The 15,539-nt window shown below is 69.1% G+C and carries 11 protein-coding genes and 1 pseudogene; 5 read left to right on the top strand and 7 right to left on the bottom strand.

The genetic code is table 11. The features are described 5' to 3' along the window. Positions 1 to 106: 106 nt before the first annotated feature. From ACFQRE_RS10290 to ACFQRE_RS10265, 6 genes and pseudogenes are all read right to left on the bottom strand, one after another. The gene (locus ACFQRE_RS10290) at positions 107 to 3,475 is read right to left on the bottom strand and encodes a PQQ-dependent sugar dehydrogenase (RefSeq protein ID WP_380121880.1); all 3,369 of its coding nucleotides are present in this window, start codon (positions 3,473 to 3,475) and stop codon (positions 107 to 109) included. A gap of 126 nt (positions 3,476 to 3,601) precedes the next feature. Then, positions 3,602 to 4,726 carry a sugar phosphate isomerase/epimerase family protein gene (locus ACFQRE_RS10285; protein WP_380121878.1) on the bottom strand — a complete coding sequence of 375 codons (1,125 nt, stop codon included), beginning with the start codon at positions 4,724 to 4,726 and terminating at the stop codon, positions 3,602 to 3,604. Between the two features lie 101 nt (positions 4,727 to 4,827). Beyond that, positions 4,828 to 6,027, bottom strand: a complete 1,200-nt coding sequence (locus ACFQRE_RS10280; RefSeq protein WP_380121875.1) for a Gfo/Idh/MocA family protein — start codon at positions 6,025 to 6,027, stop codon at positions 4,828 to 4,830. 22 nt (positions 6,028 to 6,049) lie between these two features. Next, positions 6,050 to 7,110, bottom strand: a pseudogene (locus tag ACFQRE_RS10275) (substrate-binding domain-containing protein). A gap of 70 nt (positions 7,111 to 7,180) precedes the next feature. Further along, complete coding sequence (locus tag ACFQRE_RS10270) at positions 7,181 to 8,248, bottom strand: ABC transporter permease (RefSeq protein WP_380121873.1); 1,068 nt, start codon at positions 8,246 to 8,248, stop codon at positions 7,181 to 7,183. Then, complete coding sequence (locus ACFQRE_RS10265) at positions 8,245 to 9,726, bottom strand: sugar ABC transporter ATP-binding protein (protein ID WP_380124230.1); 1,482 nt, start codon at positions 9,724 to 9,726, stop codon at positions 8,245 to 8,247. The genes ACFQRE_RS10270 and ACFQRE_RS10265 overlap by 4 nt, the downstream gene beginning before the upstream one ends. Before the next feature lie 148 nt (positions 9,727 to 9,874). Here ACFQRE_RS10265 and ACFQRE_RS10260 point away from each other — a divergent pair, with 148 nt between their 5' ends. Further along, a complete protein-coding gene (locus tag ACFQRE_RS10260; RefSeq protein WP_380121871.1) occupies positions 9,875 to 11,104 on the top strand; it encodes an ROK family transcriptional regulator in 1,230 nt (409 codons plus the stop codon). Between the two features lie 148 nt (positions 11,105 to 11,252). On the opposite strand, the gene ACFQRE_RS10255 is transcribed toward ACFQRE_RS10260, so the two are convergent. Further along, a complete protein-coding gene (locus ACFQRE_RS10255; RefSeq protein WP_380121869.1) occupies positions 11,253 to 12,308 on the bottom strand; it encodes an SIS domain-containing protein in 1,056 nt (351 codons plus the stop codon). Between the two features lie 334 nt (positions 12,309 to 12,642). Here ACFQRE_RS10255 and ACFQRE_RS10250 point away from each other — a divergent pair, with 334 nt between their 5' ends. From ACFQRE_RS10250 to ACFQRE_RS10235, 4 genes are read left to right on the top strand one after another with little or no spacing between them, the layout of a single operon-like run. Continuing rightward, complete coding sequence (locus tag ACFQRE_RS10250) at positions 12,643 to 12,936, top strand: type II toxin-antitoxin system VapB family antitoxin (protein ID WP_009776380.1); 294 nt, start codon at positions 12,643 to 12,645, stop codon at positions 12,934 to 12,936. Between the two features lie 6 nt (positions 12,937 to 12,942). Beyond that, positions 12,943 to 13,515 carry a LytR C-terminal domain-containing protein gene (locus ACFQRE_RS10245; protein WP_380121867.1) on the top strand — a complete coding sequence of 191 codons (573 nt, stop codon included), beginning with the start codon at positions 12,943 to 12,945 and terminating at the stop codon, positions 13,513 to 13,515. A gap of 2 nt (positions 13,516 to 13,517) precedes the next feature. Continuing rightward, the gene (locus tag ACFQRE_RS10240) at positions 13,518 to 14,378 is read left to right on the top strand and encodes a CHAD domain-containing protein (RefSeq protein WP_380121865.1); all 861 of its coding nucleotides are present in this window, start codon (positions 13,518 to 13,520) and stop codon (positions 14,376 to 14,378) included. Then, positions 14,375 to 15,520, top strand: coding sequence for a mannosyltransferase family protein (locus tag ACFQRE_RS10235; RefSeq protein WP_380121863.1), 1,146 nt, complete (start codon positions 14,375 to 14,377; stop codon positions 15,518 to 15,520). Before ACFQRE_RS10240 ends, ACFQRE_RS10235 begins: the two co-directional genes overlap by 4 nt. Positions 15,521 to 15,539: the final 19 nt, after the last annotated feature.

Genomic DNA, 15,539 nt, shown 5'->3' with positions numbered 1-15,539 from the left:
CGTTGTTGCAGGGTCGTGGTTCGTTCAGGTTTCGCCCCGGCCGGTTGTGTGTGGCCGGGGGGCGGCCCCGCGGCGGGAGGGTGTCCCGCCGCGGAGCCGTTCCGGGTCAGCCGCGCAGCTGGGCGATCACCGCCTTGGCGTCACGGTCGAGGGCCGCAGCCGCCGTCGTGTCCACGACGAGCGTGCGGTTGGCGAGAAGGGCGATGAAGCTCTCCACCTGCGTCACGGCAGCCTGGGTGCGACCGGCGTCCGCGTGCTTCTTCGCCTGGTCGAGCCGCTTGAGCAGCTGCTTCTCACCGGCCGCGGAGACCTCACCGGAGTCGGCGAGCCGCTGCGTGAGCTTGGTGAGCTCGGCGAGCGACGTCGTCGTCGTGAAGGTGAGGGTCTTCGTGGTGGTCAACCCGGCGTTGTCCTTCGCGATGACGGACAGCGTGTGAGCGCCGAGTGCGAGGCGCCACAGCACGAGGGGCTTGTCGCCCGGCACCGAGACACCGTCCAGCGTCGCCGTCACGGACTGGATGCCGGACGTCGCGTCTGCCGCAGCCCAGGTGACATCGCCGGAGTTGCCGACGGATGCCCCCTCGGTCGCACCCTGGAACGTCACGGTGGGCGCGGTCTTGTCGACCTTGACGACGACCTGGCCGACCTGCGAGACGTTGCCACCGTTGTCGGTCGCCCGGTAGAGCACGGTCGTCGTGCCCTCCGCGGAGATGACGGTCGTGGGGTTGTTGGCGTTGAGCGTCGTCCACGTCTGGCCACCGTCGGTGGAGACCTGCCGGGTCGAGACCGTGCCGTTGTCCGTCGCGGTGACGCGGACAGTCACGTTGGACGTGTACCAGCCGTTCTGCCCGGTCGGCTGCGCCGGCTCGAGGGTTGCGGTCACCGTCGGCGGCGTCACGTCGGCGACGCCGTTGCCGGTGAAGGTGAGCCGGTCAAGGACGACACCGCCGGTGGACGTGACGTAGAGGACGCCTGTCCCCGTCGGGGCGTTCGCGAAGCTCACGCCCGTGTCGTTCCAGCCACTGCCCGAGACCGCGACCGTCGCGAACGGCGTCGCGTCGGGAGCGTTCCAGCGCAGGGCCAGCGTGCCCGAACCGGAGGAGCGGACCGTGGCACCCGTGACACCGGCGAAGTTCACCGGGTCCCAGGCGAGGTGGTCTCCGGGGTCGAGCGAGGTGACCTTGCGCAGACCGCTCGCCGTGGCGTCGGAGACGATCTCGGCACCCTGGACGACGTCAGCCCATTCGGCCTCCTGCGCCTTCGGGTTGAGGATCAACGAGCGCTCGGAGGTCGCGGGAGCAACCCCGTTCGCACCGTTGTCCGTGTAGCGGATGACGACGACGCCGAAGATGTTCTCGGTCTCGCCGTGCTGCGTCGCGTCGATGGGAGTCGGGATCGCGAACTGGCAACCCGTCCCCTGGCTCAGCGGGTGGGCGTGGGCGTCGTGCCCGAGCCCGAAGGTCCAGGCCACCCGGGAGCACACGGTGGCGGTCCCGTCCTCGGGGTCGGACGTCGTGACCGTGACCGGCACGGCCTGACCCCAGTCGAAGAACCCGCCGTTGGGCGTGCTCACGTTGAGTGTCGGTGCAACGTTGCCGACGCTGATCCTGGTGCTCGTGATGCCACGCCGTCCTTCGGGGTCGGTGACCCGAAGCCGGACGGTGTAGGACCCGAGGGTCGTGTAGGTGTGGGTCGCTTCGACACCGGTGGCGTCGAACGTGCCGTCACCGTCGAAGTCCCACTCGTAGGTCAGCGCACTGCCCTCGGGATCGGTCGAGCCCGAGCCGTCGAACTCGACGGTCAGCGGCACACCGCTGCTCGAGATCGGGTCGGCAGAGATGCGGGCCGTCGGCGCCTTGTTGCCCGGCGAGTAGTCGATCCGGTAGAGCCCGGCATCGGGGTTGGCCCGGAAGAATCCGTCGCCGTAGTCGAGGACGTAGAGCGAGCCGTCGGGGCCGAACTCGATGTCGATCGGGCTGTCGGTGTCGGGCTGGCCGTTGGTCTGCAGGGCGCTGTTCGGCAGGAAATTGGTGATGTGGTCCACCGGCCCGTTGGGCCACTGGACGTCGAAGACGGCCAGGTAGTCCTGCGAGAACTCGGCGAAGAACGCCTTCTCGTCCCAGTACGCCGGGAACTTCGTCGTCGAGGGGTTCGCGGCGTCGTAGTGGTAGACCGGTCCGCCCATCGGGCCCTGACCGGTGGCCGGCGAGAAGTCGGTCAGCTCCGGCCACGGCTGGTGGGTGTTGTTGTCGCCGTAGTAGAGCGTCGCGGGGGTGGCCGGTGGCACTGTGGCCAGACCGGTGTTCCAGCGCGAGTTGTTCTTCGCGCCGGCAGCACAGTCGAAGAACGGGCCCGGCGTGGCGGTCGCGAAGTTCCACTCGTTGTAGTTGAACTGGTTGCCGGTGCAGTACGGCCAACCGCCGTTGACCGGGCGGTCGATGGCCGTCGTCTGCCACTCGACGTAGCCGAGAGGACCGCGCTCGGCGCTCGGCGCACCGGCATCCGGTCCGTAGTCGCCCCAGCTCACCGAGTTGGTGCCCGGGTCGACGTCGAAGCGGAACGGGTTGCGCAGGCCCATGACGAAGATCTCGGGACGGGTCTTCGCCGTGCCCGGTGCGAACAGGTTGCCCGCGGGGATCGTGTAGGAGCCGTTGTCCTCGATGTGGAGGCGCAGAATCTTGCCGCGCAGGTCGTTGGTGTTGCCGGCGCCGCGACGCGAGTCGAAGCCCGGGTTCATTCCCGGCGCGTCGTTGTTGGGCGCGAAGCCGTTGGCCCCGGGGGTGCCTGCCGGCGTGTTGTCACCGGTGGCGAGGTAGACGTTGCCGTTGGCGTCGAAGTCGACGTCACCCGCGACGTGGCAGCACTGGCCGCGCTGCTGCTCCACCTTGATGATGACCTGCTCGGTGCTGAGGTCGAGCGCGCCGGCCGCGTCGTTCCACTTGACGCGGCTCAGCTGGTTGTAACCCTTCCACTGGTCCCAGTAGGTCGCCGGGTCCTGGCCGGCGGGCACAGTGTTGGGCGCCGAGCCGGTGGGGGTGCGCGAGATGTAGGGCGCGGTCATGTCGAGCGGTGCGTAGTAGAGGTAGACCCACTTGTTCGTCGCGAACTGCGGGTCGAGCGTGACGGTTTGCATGCCGTCCTCGGAGTTGCTGTAGACCGGAACCTTGGTCACGACCTTCGTCGTCCCGGCGTCCGGGTCGGTGAGACGGATGTCACCGTTGCGTGCGGTCGTCAGCACCTTGCCGTCGGGCATCACTGCCATGTCAATGGGCTCACCGGTGTCCTTGGTGAGGGTGATCTTCTCGTAGTTCGACCAGTCAAGAGCGGGCTCGGAGCCCGGCTCGGCCGAGTGGTCGACACCGTTGTGTGCTGCGGCAGGCGCCGCAACGGCGGCTCCTGTCGCGAGGAGAGCGAGCACGAGAGCGGCAGCTGTGGAAACCCCACGTGGCCGGCCTCGGCGATGGATAGAATTCATGTCCACGTCCTTCAGTGAAGTGTCGGGCGAGCCAGTCCCGGGGTGGCGTCGGCCGCTGCAACGGCTTTCGACGCCACCTCCGGGACTGGCGCTCACCCGCTTGGGCGGGTGAGCGAGGGTGCGGGATCAGCCGCGCAGGGCGGCCAGGTTGTCGTAGCTGAACTTCGCGAGCTCGAGCGACTGAGCGGGTGCCAACGCGCCACCGGGGGCGGTGTCCTGCTCCCACATCGGGTTGTGTGAGCCCCTGGACCCGACGCGGCCCAGGAAGGTCGAGTAGTCGATGTCACCGGCACCGAACGCGACGATGTCATAGCCGTTGGCACTGGCCGCGTTCTTCTTGCCGTCCTTGGCGTGGAACAGCGGGAACCGCTTGGTCTGGGCGGCGACCAGGGCTGCGGGATCGAAGACCGAACGGACCGAGCTGCCGTCGGCGGCCGTGTAGGTGTGGTGCTTGTACTGCGCCACGTGCGCCCAGAAGATGTCCATCTCCAGGTAGACGTTCTGCGGATCGGTGTTCTCGAGGAACCACTCCAGCCGACGGATGCCGCTGCTGCGGGTTGGGTTGCCGAGAGCGTCGGCCGGGCCGCTGTCCAGCAGGAAGCTGTAGGCGATGTCGTGGTTGTGGGTGTAGAGCTTCAGCCCATGGCTGGCCGCGCGCTCACCGAAGAAGTTCCAGACCGTGGCGGCGGCCTGCCAGTCGGCGAGGTAGGCGCTGCGGGTCGGGTCGTTGCCTGTGCCGATGTGGCCCATGCCGAGGATGTTCGCGATCTCGCACGCGGTGTCGAACGACGAGATCGTCGCGTCCGTCACCGTGCTCGGGATGCTGCCGTGGTTGCCCTCGGCCTCGAGACCGTTGGCGTCGAGCCACGAGCGGAGGAGGGTGGCCCCGGCGACCGTGTTGAGGTCGGCGCCGCCCTCGGCGTTGGCGTGCTGGCGGTAGCCGGCGAACTCGATCTGCCTGTAGCCGATGTTCGAGAGCTCGGTGAGCACCTCCTTGAAGCCGGAGGCAAAGGGCGACGACGCAGGGTCGCGCGAGATGGCGTCCCGAACGGTGTAGAGGATGATGCCGCGCTTGGCGGCCGGGATGAGGACGCCGTTCGGTCCTGGCGCTGCACCGGCCGCGCCGGCCAGCGGCACGCTGGCGACGGCTGCTGCTGCAGCCATCCCGGTGGTGGCCGCGAAGAACTGGCGCCGGTTGAGACCGAGGGCCTTCGCGAGGGCGAATGGGGCGGGGTTGCTTTCGGTGTTCATGCTGCTCCTTCGTCACTGCAATGACAGGGGGTGAAGCCGGACGAACTGACGTCTCCTTCCAGGGATGGTGGTGGGCGCGCGCCGGAGTCAACTGACGAGAGTCAGCTGACGGGAACCGGCTCGATGGGGGTCCAGGTGGCGCCGTTGGCGGCGCTGGTCTCGACGGCGTCGAGCACGCGTTGGATGGCGAGTCCGTCGGCGAACGACGGCTCGGGGTCGCGGCCTTCGGCGATGGCGGAGAGGAAGTCGGCCGCTTGGTGGGTGAAGCCGTGCTCGTAGCCGAGCCCGTGTCCCGGGGGCCACCACGCCCCGACGTAGGGGTGGTCGGCCTCGGTGACGATGATCCGGCGGAAGCCGGGCTGGTCGGCGTCCGCCTCATAGATCTCGAGGACGTTCATGTCCTCGAAGTCGAAGGCGATGGTGCCGCGAGTTCCGTTGAACTCCAACCGAATCGAGTTCTTGCGACCGGTGGCGAAGCGCGTCGCCTCGAAGGACGCCACGGCCCCACGGGCGAATCGACCAATGAACACGGCGGCGTCGTCGACCGTCACCGGCCCGGTGCCCGTGCCGGTGGTCGCCGCCAGCCCACTCGAGCTGTCGGCCAGCGGCCGCTCCTTGACGAACGTCTCGGTGAGAGCACTGACTCCGGCCACGAGGTCGCCGGTGACGAACTGCGTCAGGTCGATGATGTGGGCGCCGATGTCGCCGAGCGCACCCGACCCGGCACGCTCCTTCTGGAGCCGCCAGGTGAGCGGTGACTCCGGGTCGACGAGCCAGTCCTGGAGGTACTGCGCACGCACGTGCCGGATCTCGCCGATACGTCCGTCGGCAACGAGCTGGCGCGCGAGTGCGATCGCCGGCACACGCCGGTAGGTGAACCCGACCATGCTGCGTATGCCGTGTGCCCCAGCCTGATCCGCTGCGTCCGCCATCGTCTCGGCTTCGTCGACCGAGTTGGCCAGGGGCTTCTCGCAGAGGACGTGCTTGCCCGCAGCCAGGGCCGCAAGGGCGATCTCGGCGTGCGTGTCGCCGGGCGTGCAGATGTCGACGATGTCGACGTCCTCACGCGCAATGGCTGCACGCCAGTCGGTCTCGACCGACTCCCAGCCGAAGCGGCGGGCGAGGTCGCCCGCAGCCTCGGCATCGCGGCCGCATACAACGCGCAGTTCTGGCACGACCGCAGGGTCGAAGAAGCTGCGGGCGTTGCGCCAGCCCTGGGAGTGCGCCTTGCCCATGAAGGCGTAGCCGATCAGGGCCACTCCTAGCCGCCTGGGCTGCGCCGGGTCAGGTGTCTCGCTCATCTGCGTAGGCCCCCGACTCGGCTCAGGACTCGAAGCCGAGCGGAAGGTACTTGTCGACGTTTTCCTTGGTCACCACAGGAGCGTCGAGGACGATCCGACGCGGAACCGCAACCTGGACGAGATCGGCCATGCCCTTGTCCTGCGCGAGCAGGCGGGCAAGTCGCACGCCATCGGCGGCCTGGGTGGGCGGGTAGATGACGGTCGAGTCCATCTTGCCCTCCTTGATCCAGCGCATGGCGTTCGCGGATCCGGCTCCGCCGATGAAGGCGAACTCCTTGCGATTGGCGTTGTCGAAGGCGGCCATGACACCGACACCCTGGTCGTCGTCGTGGTTCCAGATGACGTCGATCTTGGGCGCGGCCTGGAGCAGGTTGGACGCAACGCTCTCGCCGGACGCCACGGTGAACTCGGCGGCCACGCGGTTGTCGACCGTCTGGTTGCACGTCTTGAGGGCGTCGGCGAAGCCCTTGCTGCGGTCCTGTGTCAGGGGGAGGGCGTCGATGCCGGCGATCTCGGCGATGACCGGATTGGTGAGCTTCTTGTCGGCGATGACCGTGCACGCGCGAGTCCCGGCGCTCACGCCCATGCCGTAGTTGTCACCCAGCACGGTGGTGCGGGCGGCGAACGGGCTGGAGAACTCACGGTCGACGTTGACGACGATGATGCCGGCCTGCGTCGCCTTCGTCGCCACCTCGGTGAGTGCTGCACCGTCGGTCGGGAGCAGGACGATCGCGTCCACCTTGTCGTTGATGAAGGTCTCGATCTGCGAGATCTGCAGGCTCGCGTCGTTGGTGCCCTCGGCGACGCGGAACTCGACGTCGCTGTACTTCTTGGCCTCGGCCTGGGCAGGGAGTTGATGGCGGCGAGCCAACCGTGGTCGGACGCGGGTCCGGAGAAGCCGATGGTGACCTTGTCGCCGGGCTTGGCATTGTCACCAGCGGGGGCGGCGTTGCTGGCCGAGTCGGTCGACGTGGTCTGCGATTCCGGAGTGTTGCTCGTGCACCCCGCGGCGACGAGGGCGACGACCCCGAGCGCTGCGGCGGTCCGGACGGGCCGGGTGAGGGTGAGGCGGGAACGGTTCATGAAGTGCTCCTGGTCGTGCCGAAGGGATGGGAGTGGGTGGAGGGACGTGCCGAGGTGAAGCGCGCGACGGCTACGGACTGGCGCGGCGAGAGGCCACCCGTTGCTGCAGCAGGACGGCGGCGACGATGATCACGCCCTTGGCCACGGCCTGCGTCGAGGTGTCGAGGTTGTTGAGCGTGAAGACGTTGGTGAGCGTCGCAAAGATGAGGACACCGAGCACGGTGCCGACGATCGTGCCGCGACCCCCGCTGAGGAGGGTGCCTCCAATGACCACGGCGGCGATGGAGTCGAGCTCGAGGAGCTGCCCGTGGGTCGACGTGCCGGTCGTCGTGCGGGCCATCAACATGACGGCCGCGAGTCCGCAGGCGAGACCGAGCAGGACATACAGGTATGCCGTCTGGCGCTGGACCTTGATCCCTGCCAGTCGCGCTGCTTCGGGGTTGCCTCCGATCGCCAGGGTGCGTCGCCCGAAGGTGGTGCGGTTCAGGAGGATCCAGCCGAGGACGGCGACGGCGGCGAAGATGATGACGAGCACCGGGATGCCCACGACGTTGCCACCGAAGAAGTCGATGAACCCACGGTCGCGAATGATCTGGGTCTTGCGCTGGGCGATGATCTCGGCCAGTCCACGCGCTCCGGCGAGCATGGCCAGGGTGGCGATGAAGGCGGCCACCTTGCCGTAGGCGATGAGCAGCCCGTTGACCAGCCCACACGCCGCCCCCACGAGCAGGGCGGTGCCGACCATGAGGATCCAGTGAGTGTTCTCGGCCATGGTCTGGGTGGCCAGGGTGGTGGCCCACACGGACGAGAGCGCAACGATGGCGCCGACCGAGAGGTCGATCCCTCCGCCGGAGATCACGAAGGTCATGCCGATGCTGACCACACCGATCACCGAGGCGAACCGCAGGATCGTGAGGATGTTGTCGAAGCTGGCGAAGCGGTCGCCGCCCGTCGCGATCCCGACGATGAAGAGCACGGCGAACGCGATGACGAGGCCCAGGTTGCGGGTGGCCGAGCTGCCATAGAAGCGAGCCAGCGCACTGGGTGACGACCCCTGCGCCGCAGGGCTGGCCATCTCCTGAGTGCCCTCGGCATCGGGCGAGCGGCTGGGGGTGGTGGATGGGGTGTCGACGCTCATGCGGCGTCTCCTCTCATGATGATGTCGAGCACGCGGTGTTCGTCGAGGTCGGTGGACGGCCCCTCGTGAAGGACCTGTCCGTCGCCGACGACGAGGACACGGTCAGCGAGTCCGAGGACCTCCTCGATCTCACTCGAGACGACGACGACTGCGACGCCGTCGTCGGCAAGCCGCCGGACGAGGGCATAGATCTCGGACCGGGCGCCGATGTCGACGCCGCGGGTGGGTTCGTCGAGGAGCAGCACTCGGCAGCCGCGCAGCAACCAGCGGGCGAGGACGACCTTCTGCTGGTTTCCGCCCGACAGGGTGCGCACCTCGCGGGTGACCCCGGTCGGGCGCAGGTCGAGGTCGGTGGCCAGCTCCTGGGCGGCACGGTTCTCGGCCCCGTGGTCAAGCCAGCCCACTCGGGCGAAGCGGGTGAGGGTGGCCATGCTTATGTTCGACGCGACGCTGTTGCCGAGGACGAGAGCCTGGCTCTTGCGCTCCTCGGGGCAGAGACCGATGCCGGCGTCGACTGCTGCGCTGACCGACCCGGCCCGCAGTGCCTTCCCACCGACTGTGACGGTCCCGGCATCTGCCCGACGGGCACCGAAGACGGTCTCGACGATCTCGGAACGACCCGCGCCGACGAGTCCCGCGAGACCCAGGACCTCGCCCGGACGGACGGTGAAGCTCACGTCAGCGAACTCGCCGCGACGAGTCAGTCCCTTCACCTCGAGCAGGGGCTCCCCCGCGGGGACGACGCTCCTGGCAGGGAAGACGTACTCGATCGAGCGACCGGTCATGAGCTTGATGACCTCCGACGTCGGCGTCTCCTTCGCGGGCAGGCCCGTGGCGACGGTGCGCCCGTCCTTGAGGACCGTCACGCGGTCACCGATGACGCGAATCTCTTCGAGCCGGTGGGAGATGTAGACAACGGCCACACCTTGCGCAGTGAGGTCGCGGATGACATCGAAGAGGCGCTCCACCTCACCGCCGTCGAGGACTGCGGACGGCTCGTCCATGACGATCAGTCGGGCGTCGCGGGACAACGCCCGGGCCATGCTCACGATCTGCTTGCCGGCCGCGGACAGCTGGCCCACCTCGGTGGAGGGCGAGATCTCGGGGTGACCCAGCCGCGCCAGCAGGGCCGCGGTCTCGGCTCGCGCCGCCGAGCGCTGGGAGAAGCCGAAGCGAGATCGCTCCTGGCCCAGGAAGACGTTCTCGGAGACTGTGAGGCCCTCGACGAGATCGAGCTCTTGATAGATCGTCGCGATGCCACGGTCCATGGCGGCCTGCGGGTGAGCGAGCGCAACCTCCTCGCCGTTCCATGTGATCGTGCCCTCATCGGGTTGGTGGACACCGGCGAGCACCTTGATGAGGGTCGACTTGCCCGCACCGTTCTGGCCGAGGAGGCAGTGCACCTCTCCCGGTCGCACGTCCAGGTCGACACCGCCGAGCGCGGTCACACCGGGGAATCGCTTGACGATCCCTGCCATCACCAGAAGAGGTGAGGCGTCATTGCCTCTGATCATGGTGCGGACGCTATTGCCCTTTTGTCGGTGCGTCAAGCAAAAGTTTGTATGCCGCATGGTTCTTCCGTTTCTCAGGGTGCCGGAAGTCGCTCGTTGTGCTTCACTACGGAGCGTGAGTGGACCCGTCAGCATCCCGACGTCCGGCGTTGCCGGAACGTCCACCACGTCCGCCTCCGGCGCACCCGGTGCGGGCGCCCTCCTCCAGCTCATGCGAGACGGCCAGCCCCGCACTCGCGCAGAGCTCATCGAGATCACCGGTCTCGCCCGGTCGACAGTGGGCGCACGTGTCGAATCGCTGCTCGCCGCAGGCTTGCTCACTCCCGCCGGTGAGTCGCGATCCACCGGAGGACGGCCACCGACTCGGCTCGCGTTCAATCCCGAAGCGGGCTTCGTCCTGGGCGCCGACCTCGGCGCGACGCACGTGACCGTCGCCCTCACGGACCTCGGCGGACGAGTCGTCGCGGAGACCTCCGAGGCACTCGACATCCGCCAGGGACCCGAGGTCGTCCTCGATGCCGTGATCGAGATCGGCAAAGGACTGCTGCGCTCGTCCGGCCACACGAAGCGCCAGCTCGTGGGCGTCGGACTGGGGCTGCCCGGACCGGTGGAGCACTCGACGGGTCGACCGGCTTCGCCGCCGATCATGCCGGGCTGGGACGGCTACGACGTGCCGGCGCATGTCTCGGCCAAGCTCGGCGGACCGGTGCTCGTCGACAACGACGTCAACATCATGGCTCTGGGCGAGCACGCGACGAGCTATCCCCACGTGGCGCACCTCGTCTTCGTCAAGGTCGCGACCGGCATCGGCGCGGGCATCATCAGCAGTGGCCAGCTGCACCGCGGGGCACAGGGTTCGGCGGGCGACCTCGGCCACGTCGCAGCTCCCCATGGCGACGGGATCCTGTGCCGCTGCGGCAACGAGGGCTGCCTCGAGGCCGTGGCCAGCGGACCGGCCATCGTCGCGCGCCTCGGTGAGCAGGGCATCCACGTCAAGGACAGCCGCGAGTTGCTCGAGCTGTCCCGCTCCGGCAGCCCCGAAGCCGTCGCCGCGCTCCGCCAGGCGGGCCGCGAGATCGGTGCCGTTCTCGCCTCGATCGTCAGCCTGCTCAACCCTTCGGTGATCGCGATCGGAGGCCTCCTGGCCCAGTCCAACGACGGGCTCCTGGCGGGCATCCGCGAGGTCGTCTACGGACGCTCACTCCCCCTGGCCACCGGCGAACTCCAGATCGTCGCGGCGCGCACCGGCGACCACGCGGGCGTCATCGGCGCGGCGACAATGGTCATCCAGCATGTGCTGTCCGCCGACGAGGTCGAGCGACACCTCGCCTCCTGGGCCTCCTGACCCGAAGCCGCTCTCCTTGCGTCTGCGCATCTGGTCGCTAGAACCACCACATCCGCAGACGCAAGGGGGAAGGTGAGCGGACGGCATACGCAACGTCTGCGCATGTGGTCGCTAGAACAGCCATCGACGCAGACGCAAGGACCGGGTTTCAGGTGGTGCGGGTGACCTTGGACAGACTGCGGGGGGCGTCCGGGTTCTCGTGGCGGGCGAGCGCCATGGCGTGCGCGAGCCGCTGCATCGGGATGATCTCGATGAGGGGGCTGAGCTCCTCGGCGACCCGGGGCAGGACGATCGCGGGTTCCTGGCCGGCGGACTCGGCGTCACCGACGACGGTGAGGTCGGCGCCGCGATCACGCAGCCGCTCCAGCACCGGACCCATGGCTCGACCCGCGACCCCGTGCGGGACAAGAGCAAGGACAGGGCGCTCCGCATCGACCATGGCCAACGGTCCATGGAGGAGGTCTGCGCCCGAGAAGGCGTGCGCCGCCAGATAGGACGTCTCCATGAGCTTGAGTGCGGCCTCCCGTGCGGTCGGATAGGCGTAGCCGCGCCCCGTGAGCACGAGTTTCTCGACGAACCGATAGTGACCGGCGACCTGCTTCACCCCGGCAACGTGAACGGCCTCCTGCGCCGCCGCCACGAGTGCCGCACCATCGAGCTTGCGACGGTCGCTCCACTCGTCGAGGAGCAGCCACAGCGTGAGCAACGTCGCCGAGTAGGTCTTCGTGGCGGCGACCGCACGCTCGGTGCCGGCGCGCACGTCAAGGTGCAACTCGGCCGCCGCAGCAAGCGGCGAATCAGGGTTGTTGGTCACCGCAAGGGTGAGCGCTCCGGCGCGGCCAGCGGCACGAGTGGACTCGAGCAGGTCCGGCGACCCGCCGGACTGGCTCACGGCAACCCAGAGCACGTCGCGCAGGTCAGGCTCCGCGCCATAGGCCGTCGTTGTCGACGGTGAGGCGAGCCCACACGGGAGTCCGAGGACGATCTCGACGAGGTACTTGAAGTACAGCGCCGCGTGATCGCTCGTCCCACGAGCCGCCACCAGGACGAACCGCGGTGCGCACTCACGGATGCGGTCGGCGACAGCCCTCACGTCACCGACGCCCTCAGCGAGGATGCGGTCGAACACCGCGGGCTGCTCGGCGATCTCGGCCGCCATGAGCGAGCCTGGAACGGTTGCCGCAGTGGGCTTTTCGGTTGTCATGGAGTCTCCTCGTCAGGTGAGCTCGACGCGGCAGCCGCCGCAAGCCAACCAGTGTTGGTCGTGTGCCGTGAGGCCGGCCAGGGTCGCACCAACCAGTTCGTTGCGGCAATTGTGGCTTGGGTCACTCCCGCACCCTGTCAGAGTCATCCCTGACACCGTCGTGGGCGTCCGACAGGTGGGGCCGAGATGGGCTACGACACCGACCACCCGCCACGGCGAGCGGTGCGCGCGAGGTGAGCGGACGGCATACCGGCAGATCTTGCGCAGGTCACAGTGCGCTCACGACCCGAGAGGCGGCGAGCGTTCGCGGACGACGCCCCATACAGTGGCGGGCGTGATCTTCAAGGCCGTCGGCGACACGCGTCCGTACCCCGAACACGGGTACAGCACGCGTCAGTGGTCGAACGTCCCACCGCGCCTCGTCCGGCTCGACGACCTCGTGACGACCAAGCGCACCCTCGATCTCGGGATGCTCCTGTCCGAGGACTCGACCTTCTATGGCGACCTGTTCGCCCACGTGGTCGAGTTCGAAGGGACGCTCTATCTCGAGGACGGCCTGCACCGTGCCCTGCGTGCCGCCCTGCACCAGAGACCGACGCTCCACGCGCGCGTCCTCGTCATCGAGTAGGCCCGGATGCCCCCACGCGAACTCACCCCCGAGCTGCGCCATCGCCGGCAGCACCGTCGCACGACGGCGACCATCCTCGTCGTCATCCTCATGTTGTTCTTCGCGTTCTGGTACGCCTACTCCTATTACCGCAGCTCCACCGGTGAGGCCGCGCCGCCCACCAGCGGGTCCTCGTGCCGGCCGTTCGACCCCAAGGCTGCGACGGCCGCGAACACGACGGTCAACGTCTACAACGCCACCACCAAGAAGGGCCTCGCAGCTCGCACCGCCACCGAGCTCAAGCGCCGCGGGTTCACCGTCGGCGACGTGTCGAACGACCCGCTGAAGCGCAAGGTCGCCGGCGCTGCCGAAGTGCGCTTCGGGCCCTCCGGCAAGTCACGCGCGCAGCTCCTGGTCCCGCTGGGCGGCAAGGGCACGACCCAGATCGCCGACAAGCGCAAGGGCGCCACGGTCGATCTCGTCCTGGGCGCCACCTTCACCTCCCTCGCGCCCGCACCCAAGGCGACCGGCAAGCCCATGTGCCCGTCGCCGAGCACCGTCCCCAGCAGCGCCCCGTCGGCCACTGCGTCGGCGAGCTGATCGTGCCGGCTCCTCCGCCGATCGTGCTCACCCGCGACCTGTCGACGACCCAGGCTCTCGACGTCATCGTGCGCTCCTGCGGGCGCCAGGTCCTCGTCCAGGTGGAGCCCCTGCTCGACACCCGTGACCCGGTGGCCCTGCACGACATGCGGGTCGGGATTCGCCGCCTGCGCGCAGGACTGTCCCTGCTCCGTCGGCCGCTCGGCGACGGCGAGAAGATCGCCTGGGTGAGCACCGAGATCCGCGATCTCGCGGCACCCCTCGGCCGGGCCCGCGAACTCGACGTCGCCGTGCGCGACCACGCCGAGCGGCTCAGGGGCAGCCCACGGCGCAAGCTGCTCGTTCTGCGCGAGGGCGCCTACGACGAGGCGCTCGCGGTCGTGGGTTCGGACCGCTGGCACGACCTCACCGCCCACCTCGACCGCTTCCTTCGGCGCATCCACGACGAAGTGCCGGTCGACCCGCCGATCGCCGAGGCAGCAGGCGAGGCCCTGGATCGCCGCTTCCGCCGGGTCTCGCGACGCGGCGCCCTCATCGAGCGCTCGCACGCCGCCGAACGCCACAAGCTGCGCATCGAGGCCAAGAAGCTGCGCTACGGCACACAGTTCTTCTCCAGCCTGTATGCCGCCGCGCCCGGTTCCGCTGCGGCCGCCGGTTCTCCGGCCGAGGACTTCGCCGACTCCGTGGCCGCCCTGCAGGACGCGCTGGGCGACCTGCGCGACGTCCAGACGACTCGCCACATCCTCGAACTGGTCGGCGCCACCCCGCCGGACGTCGACACCGCCGCCCTGGTCGCCCGTGCCGTGGCAGCGCACGCCGACATCGTGGCTCGTGGCCCCTTCTGGCGCTCCCCGCAGCGGTGACGACTCTGCGCTCGAGCAGCGCGGTCCGGGCCGGAGCCGCCTTCCTCGCCTCGCGGGTCCTGCTCGCGGCCACCGTCGCGTTGATCGCCGCGGTCACCGGGCAGGGTGCCGTCCACCACGAGTGGGCCAGCGACATCTGGTGGCTCGACCGCTTCTCGCTGTGGGACAGCTACCACTTCATCCGGATCGCCACGTGGGGCTATCTGCCACCGGGCCTGGACTGCTGCGACCAGGCCTACTTCCCCGGCTACCCCCTGCTCATGGCCGCGCTCGCTCCCCTGACGGGCGGCAACGTCACCGCCGCAGGGCTGCTCATCAGCCTCGTCGCGGGCGCCGTCGCCGCCGGGCTCCTGTGGACGCTCGTTGCCGACGACCCGCGCGGCGGCACGGTCGCGGCACGGCGGGCGGTCACCCTGATGGCCCTCGCGCCGACCGGCTTCTTCTTCGTTGCCGTCTACACCGAGGCACTCTTCCTCGCCCTTGCCCTCGGCGCGTGGGTGCTCGCCACCCGGCGCCACTGGTGGTTCGCCGGGGTCCTCGCCGCACTCGCCACCGGCGTACGCGTCAACGGTCTCTTCCTCGCCGCGGCCCTCGTCGTCCTCTACGCCGTGCAATGGCATGGCGACGGCCGCCCCCGACCGCGCCTCGACGTCCTGGCGCTCGGCCTCCCCGCCCTGAGCGTCGTGGCCTTCATGGCACACCTCCACGGCCGCACCGGCTCCTGGGACGCGTGGCGCGAAGCCGAGCACCGCGGCTGGGACCGCGCGACGGCGTGGCCCTGGGAGGGCCTGTCCACCGCGTGGCAGTCGCTGATGGACAGCCCCGACGGGTGGCTTGCGGCGAGCCGGGCCGCCGACATCGCGGCCGTCCTCCTCGGCGTCGCCCTGTGCATTCTCCTTGCGAGACAGCGCCGTTGGCCCGAACTGACCTACCTCACCCTCACCGTCGGAGTCGTCCTCTGCTCCAACCTGTGGGTGTCCACACCTCGCTACGCCTTGACGTGGTTCCCCGCCTACCTGGCCATCGCCACGATGCGCGACAACACGGCATACCGGCGTGCGTATGCCGTGGGGCTGGGACTGTCGGCCGCCCTCCTTCTGGGTGCCACGTGGGCGGTTGCCACGCGGCACTGGCTGGCCTGACGCGGACTGGCGCAGCTGG

It is taken from the genome of Knoellia pratensis, assembly GCF_042666395.1.
Taxonomy (GTDB): domain Bacteria; phylum Actinomycetota; class Actinomycetes; order Actinomycetales; family Dermatophilaceae; genus Knoellia; species Knoellia pratensis.
Note: the sequence above shows the minus strand (reverse complement) of the source record. Positions and strands in the feature narration are given on the sequence as shown.

Excerpts from the sequence above, each read along its gene's own strand:
- ACFQRE_RS10290 (WP_380121880.1), bottom strand. The coding sequence starts at position 3,475 with ATGAATTCTATCCATCGCCGAGGCCGGCCACGTGGGGTTTCCACAGCT.
- ACFQRE_RS10285 (WP_380121878.1), bottom strand. The coding sequence starts at position 4,726 with ATGAACACCGAAAGCAACCCCGCCCCATTCGCCCTCGCGAAGGCCCTC.
- ACFQRE_RS10280 (WP_380121875.1), bottom strand. The coding sequence starts at position 6,027 with ATGAGCGAGACACCTGACCCGGCGCAGCCCAGGCGGCTAGGAGTGGCC.
- ACFQRE_RS10270 (WP_380121873.1), bottom strand. The coding sequence starts at position 8,248 with ATGAGCGTCGACACCCCATCCACCACCCCCAGCCGCTCGCCCGATGCC.
- ACFQRE_RS10265 (WP_380124230.1), bottom strand. The coding sequence starts at position 9,726 with ATGGCAGGGATCGTCAAGCGATTCCCCGGTGTGACCGCGCTCGGCGGT.
- ACFQRE_RS10255 (WP_380121869.1), bottom strand. The coding sequence starts at position 12,308 with ATGACAACCGAAAAGCCCACTGCGGCAACCGTTCCAGGCTCGCTCATG.
- ACFQRE_RS10245 (WP_380121867.1), top strand. The coding sequence starts at position 12,943 with ATGCCCCCACGCGAACTCACCCCCGAGCTGCGCCATCGCCGGCAGCAC.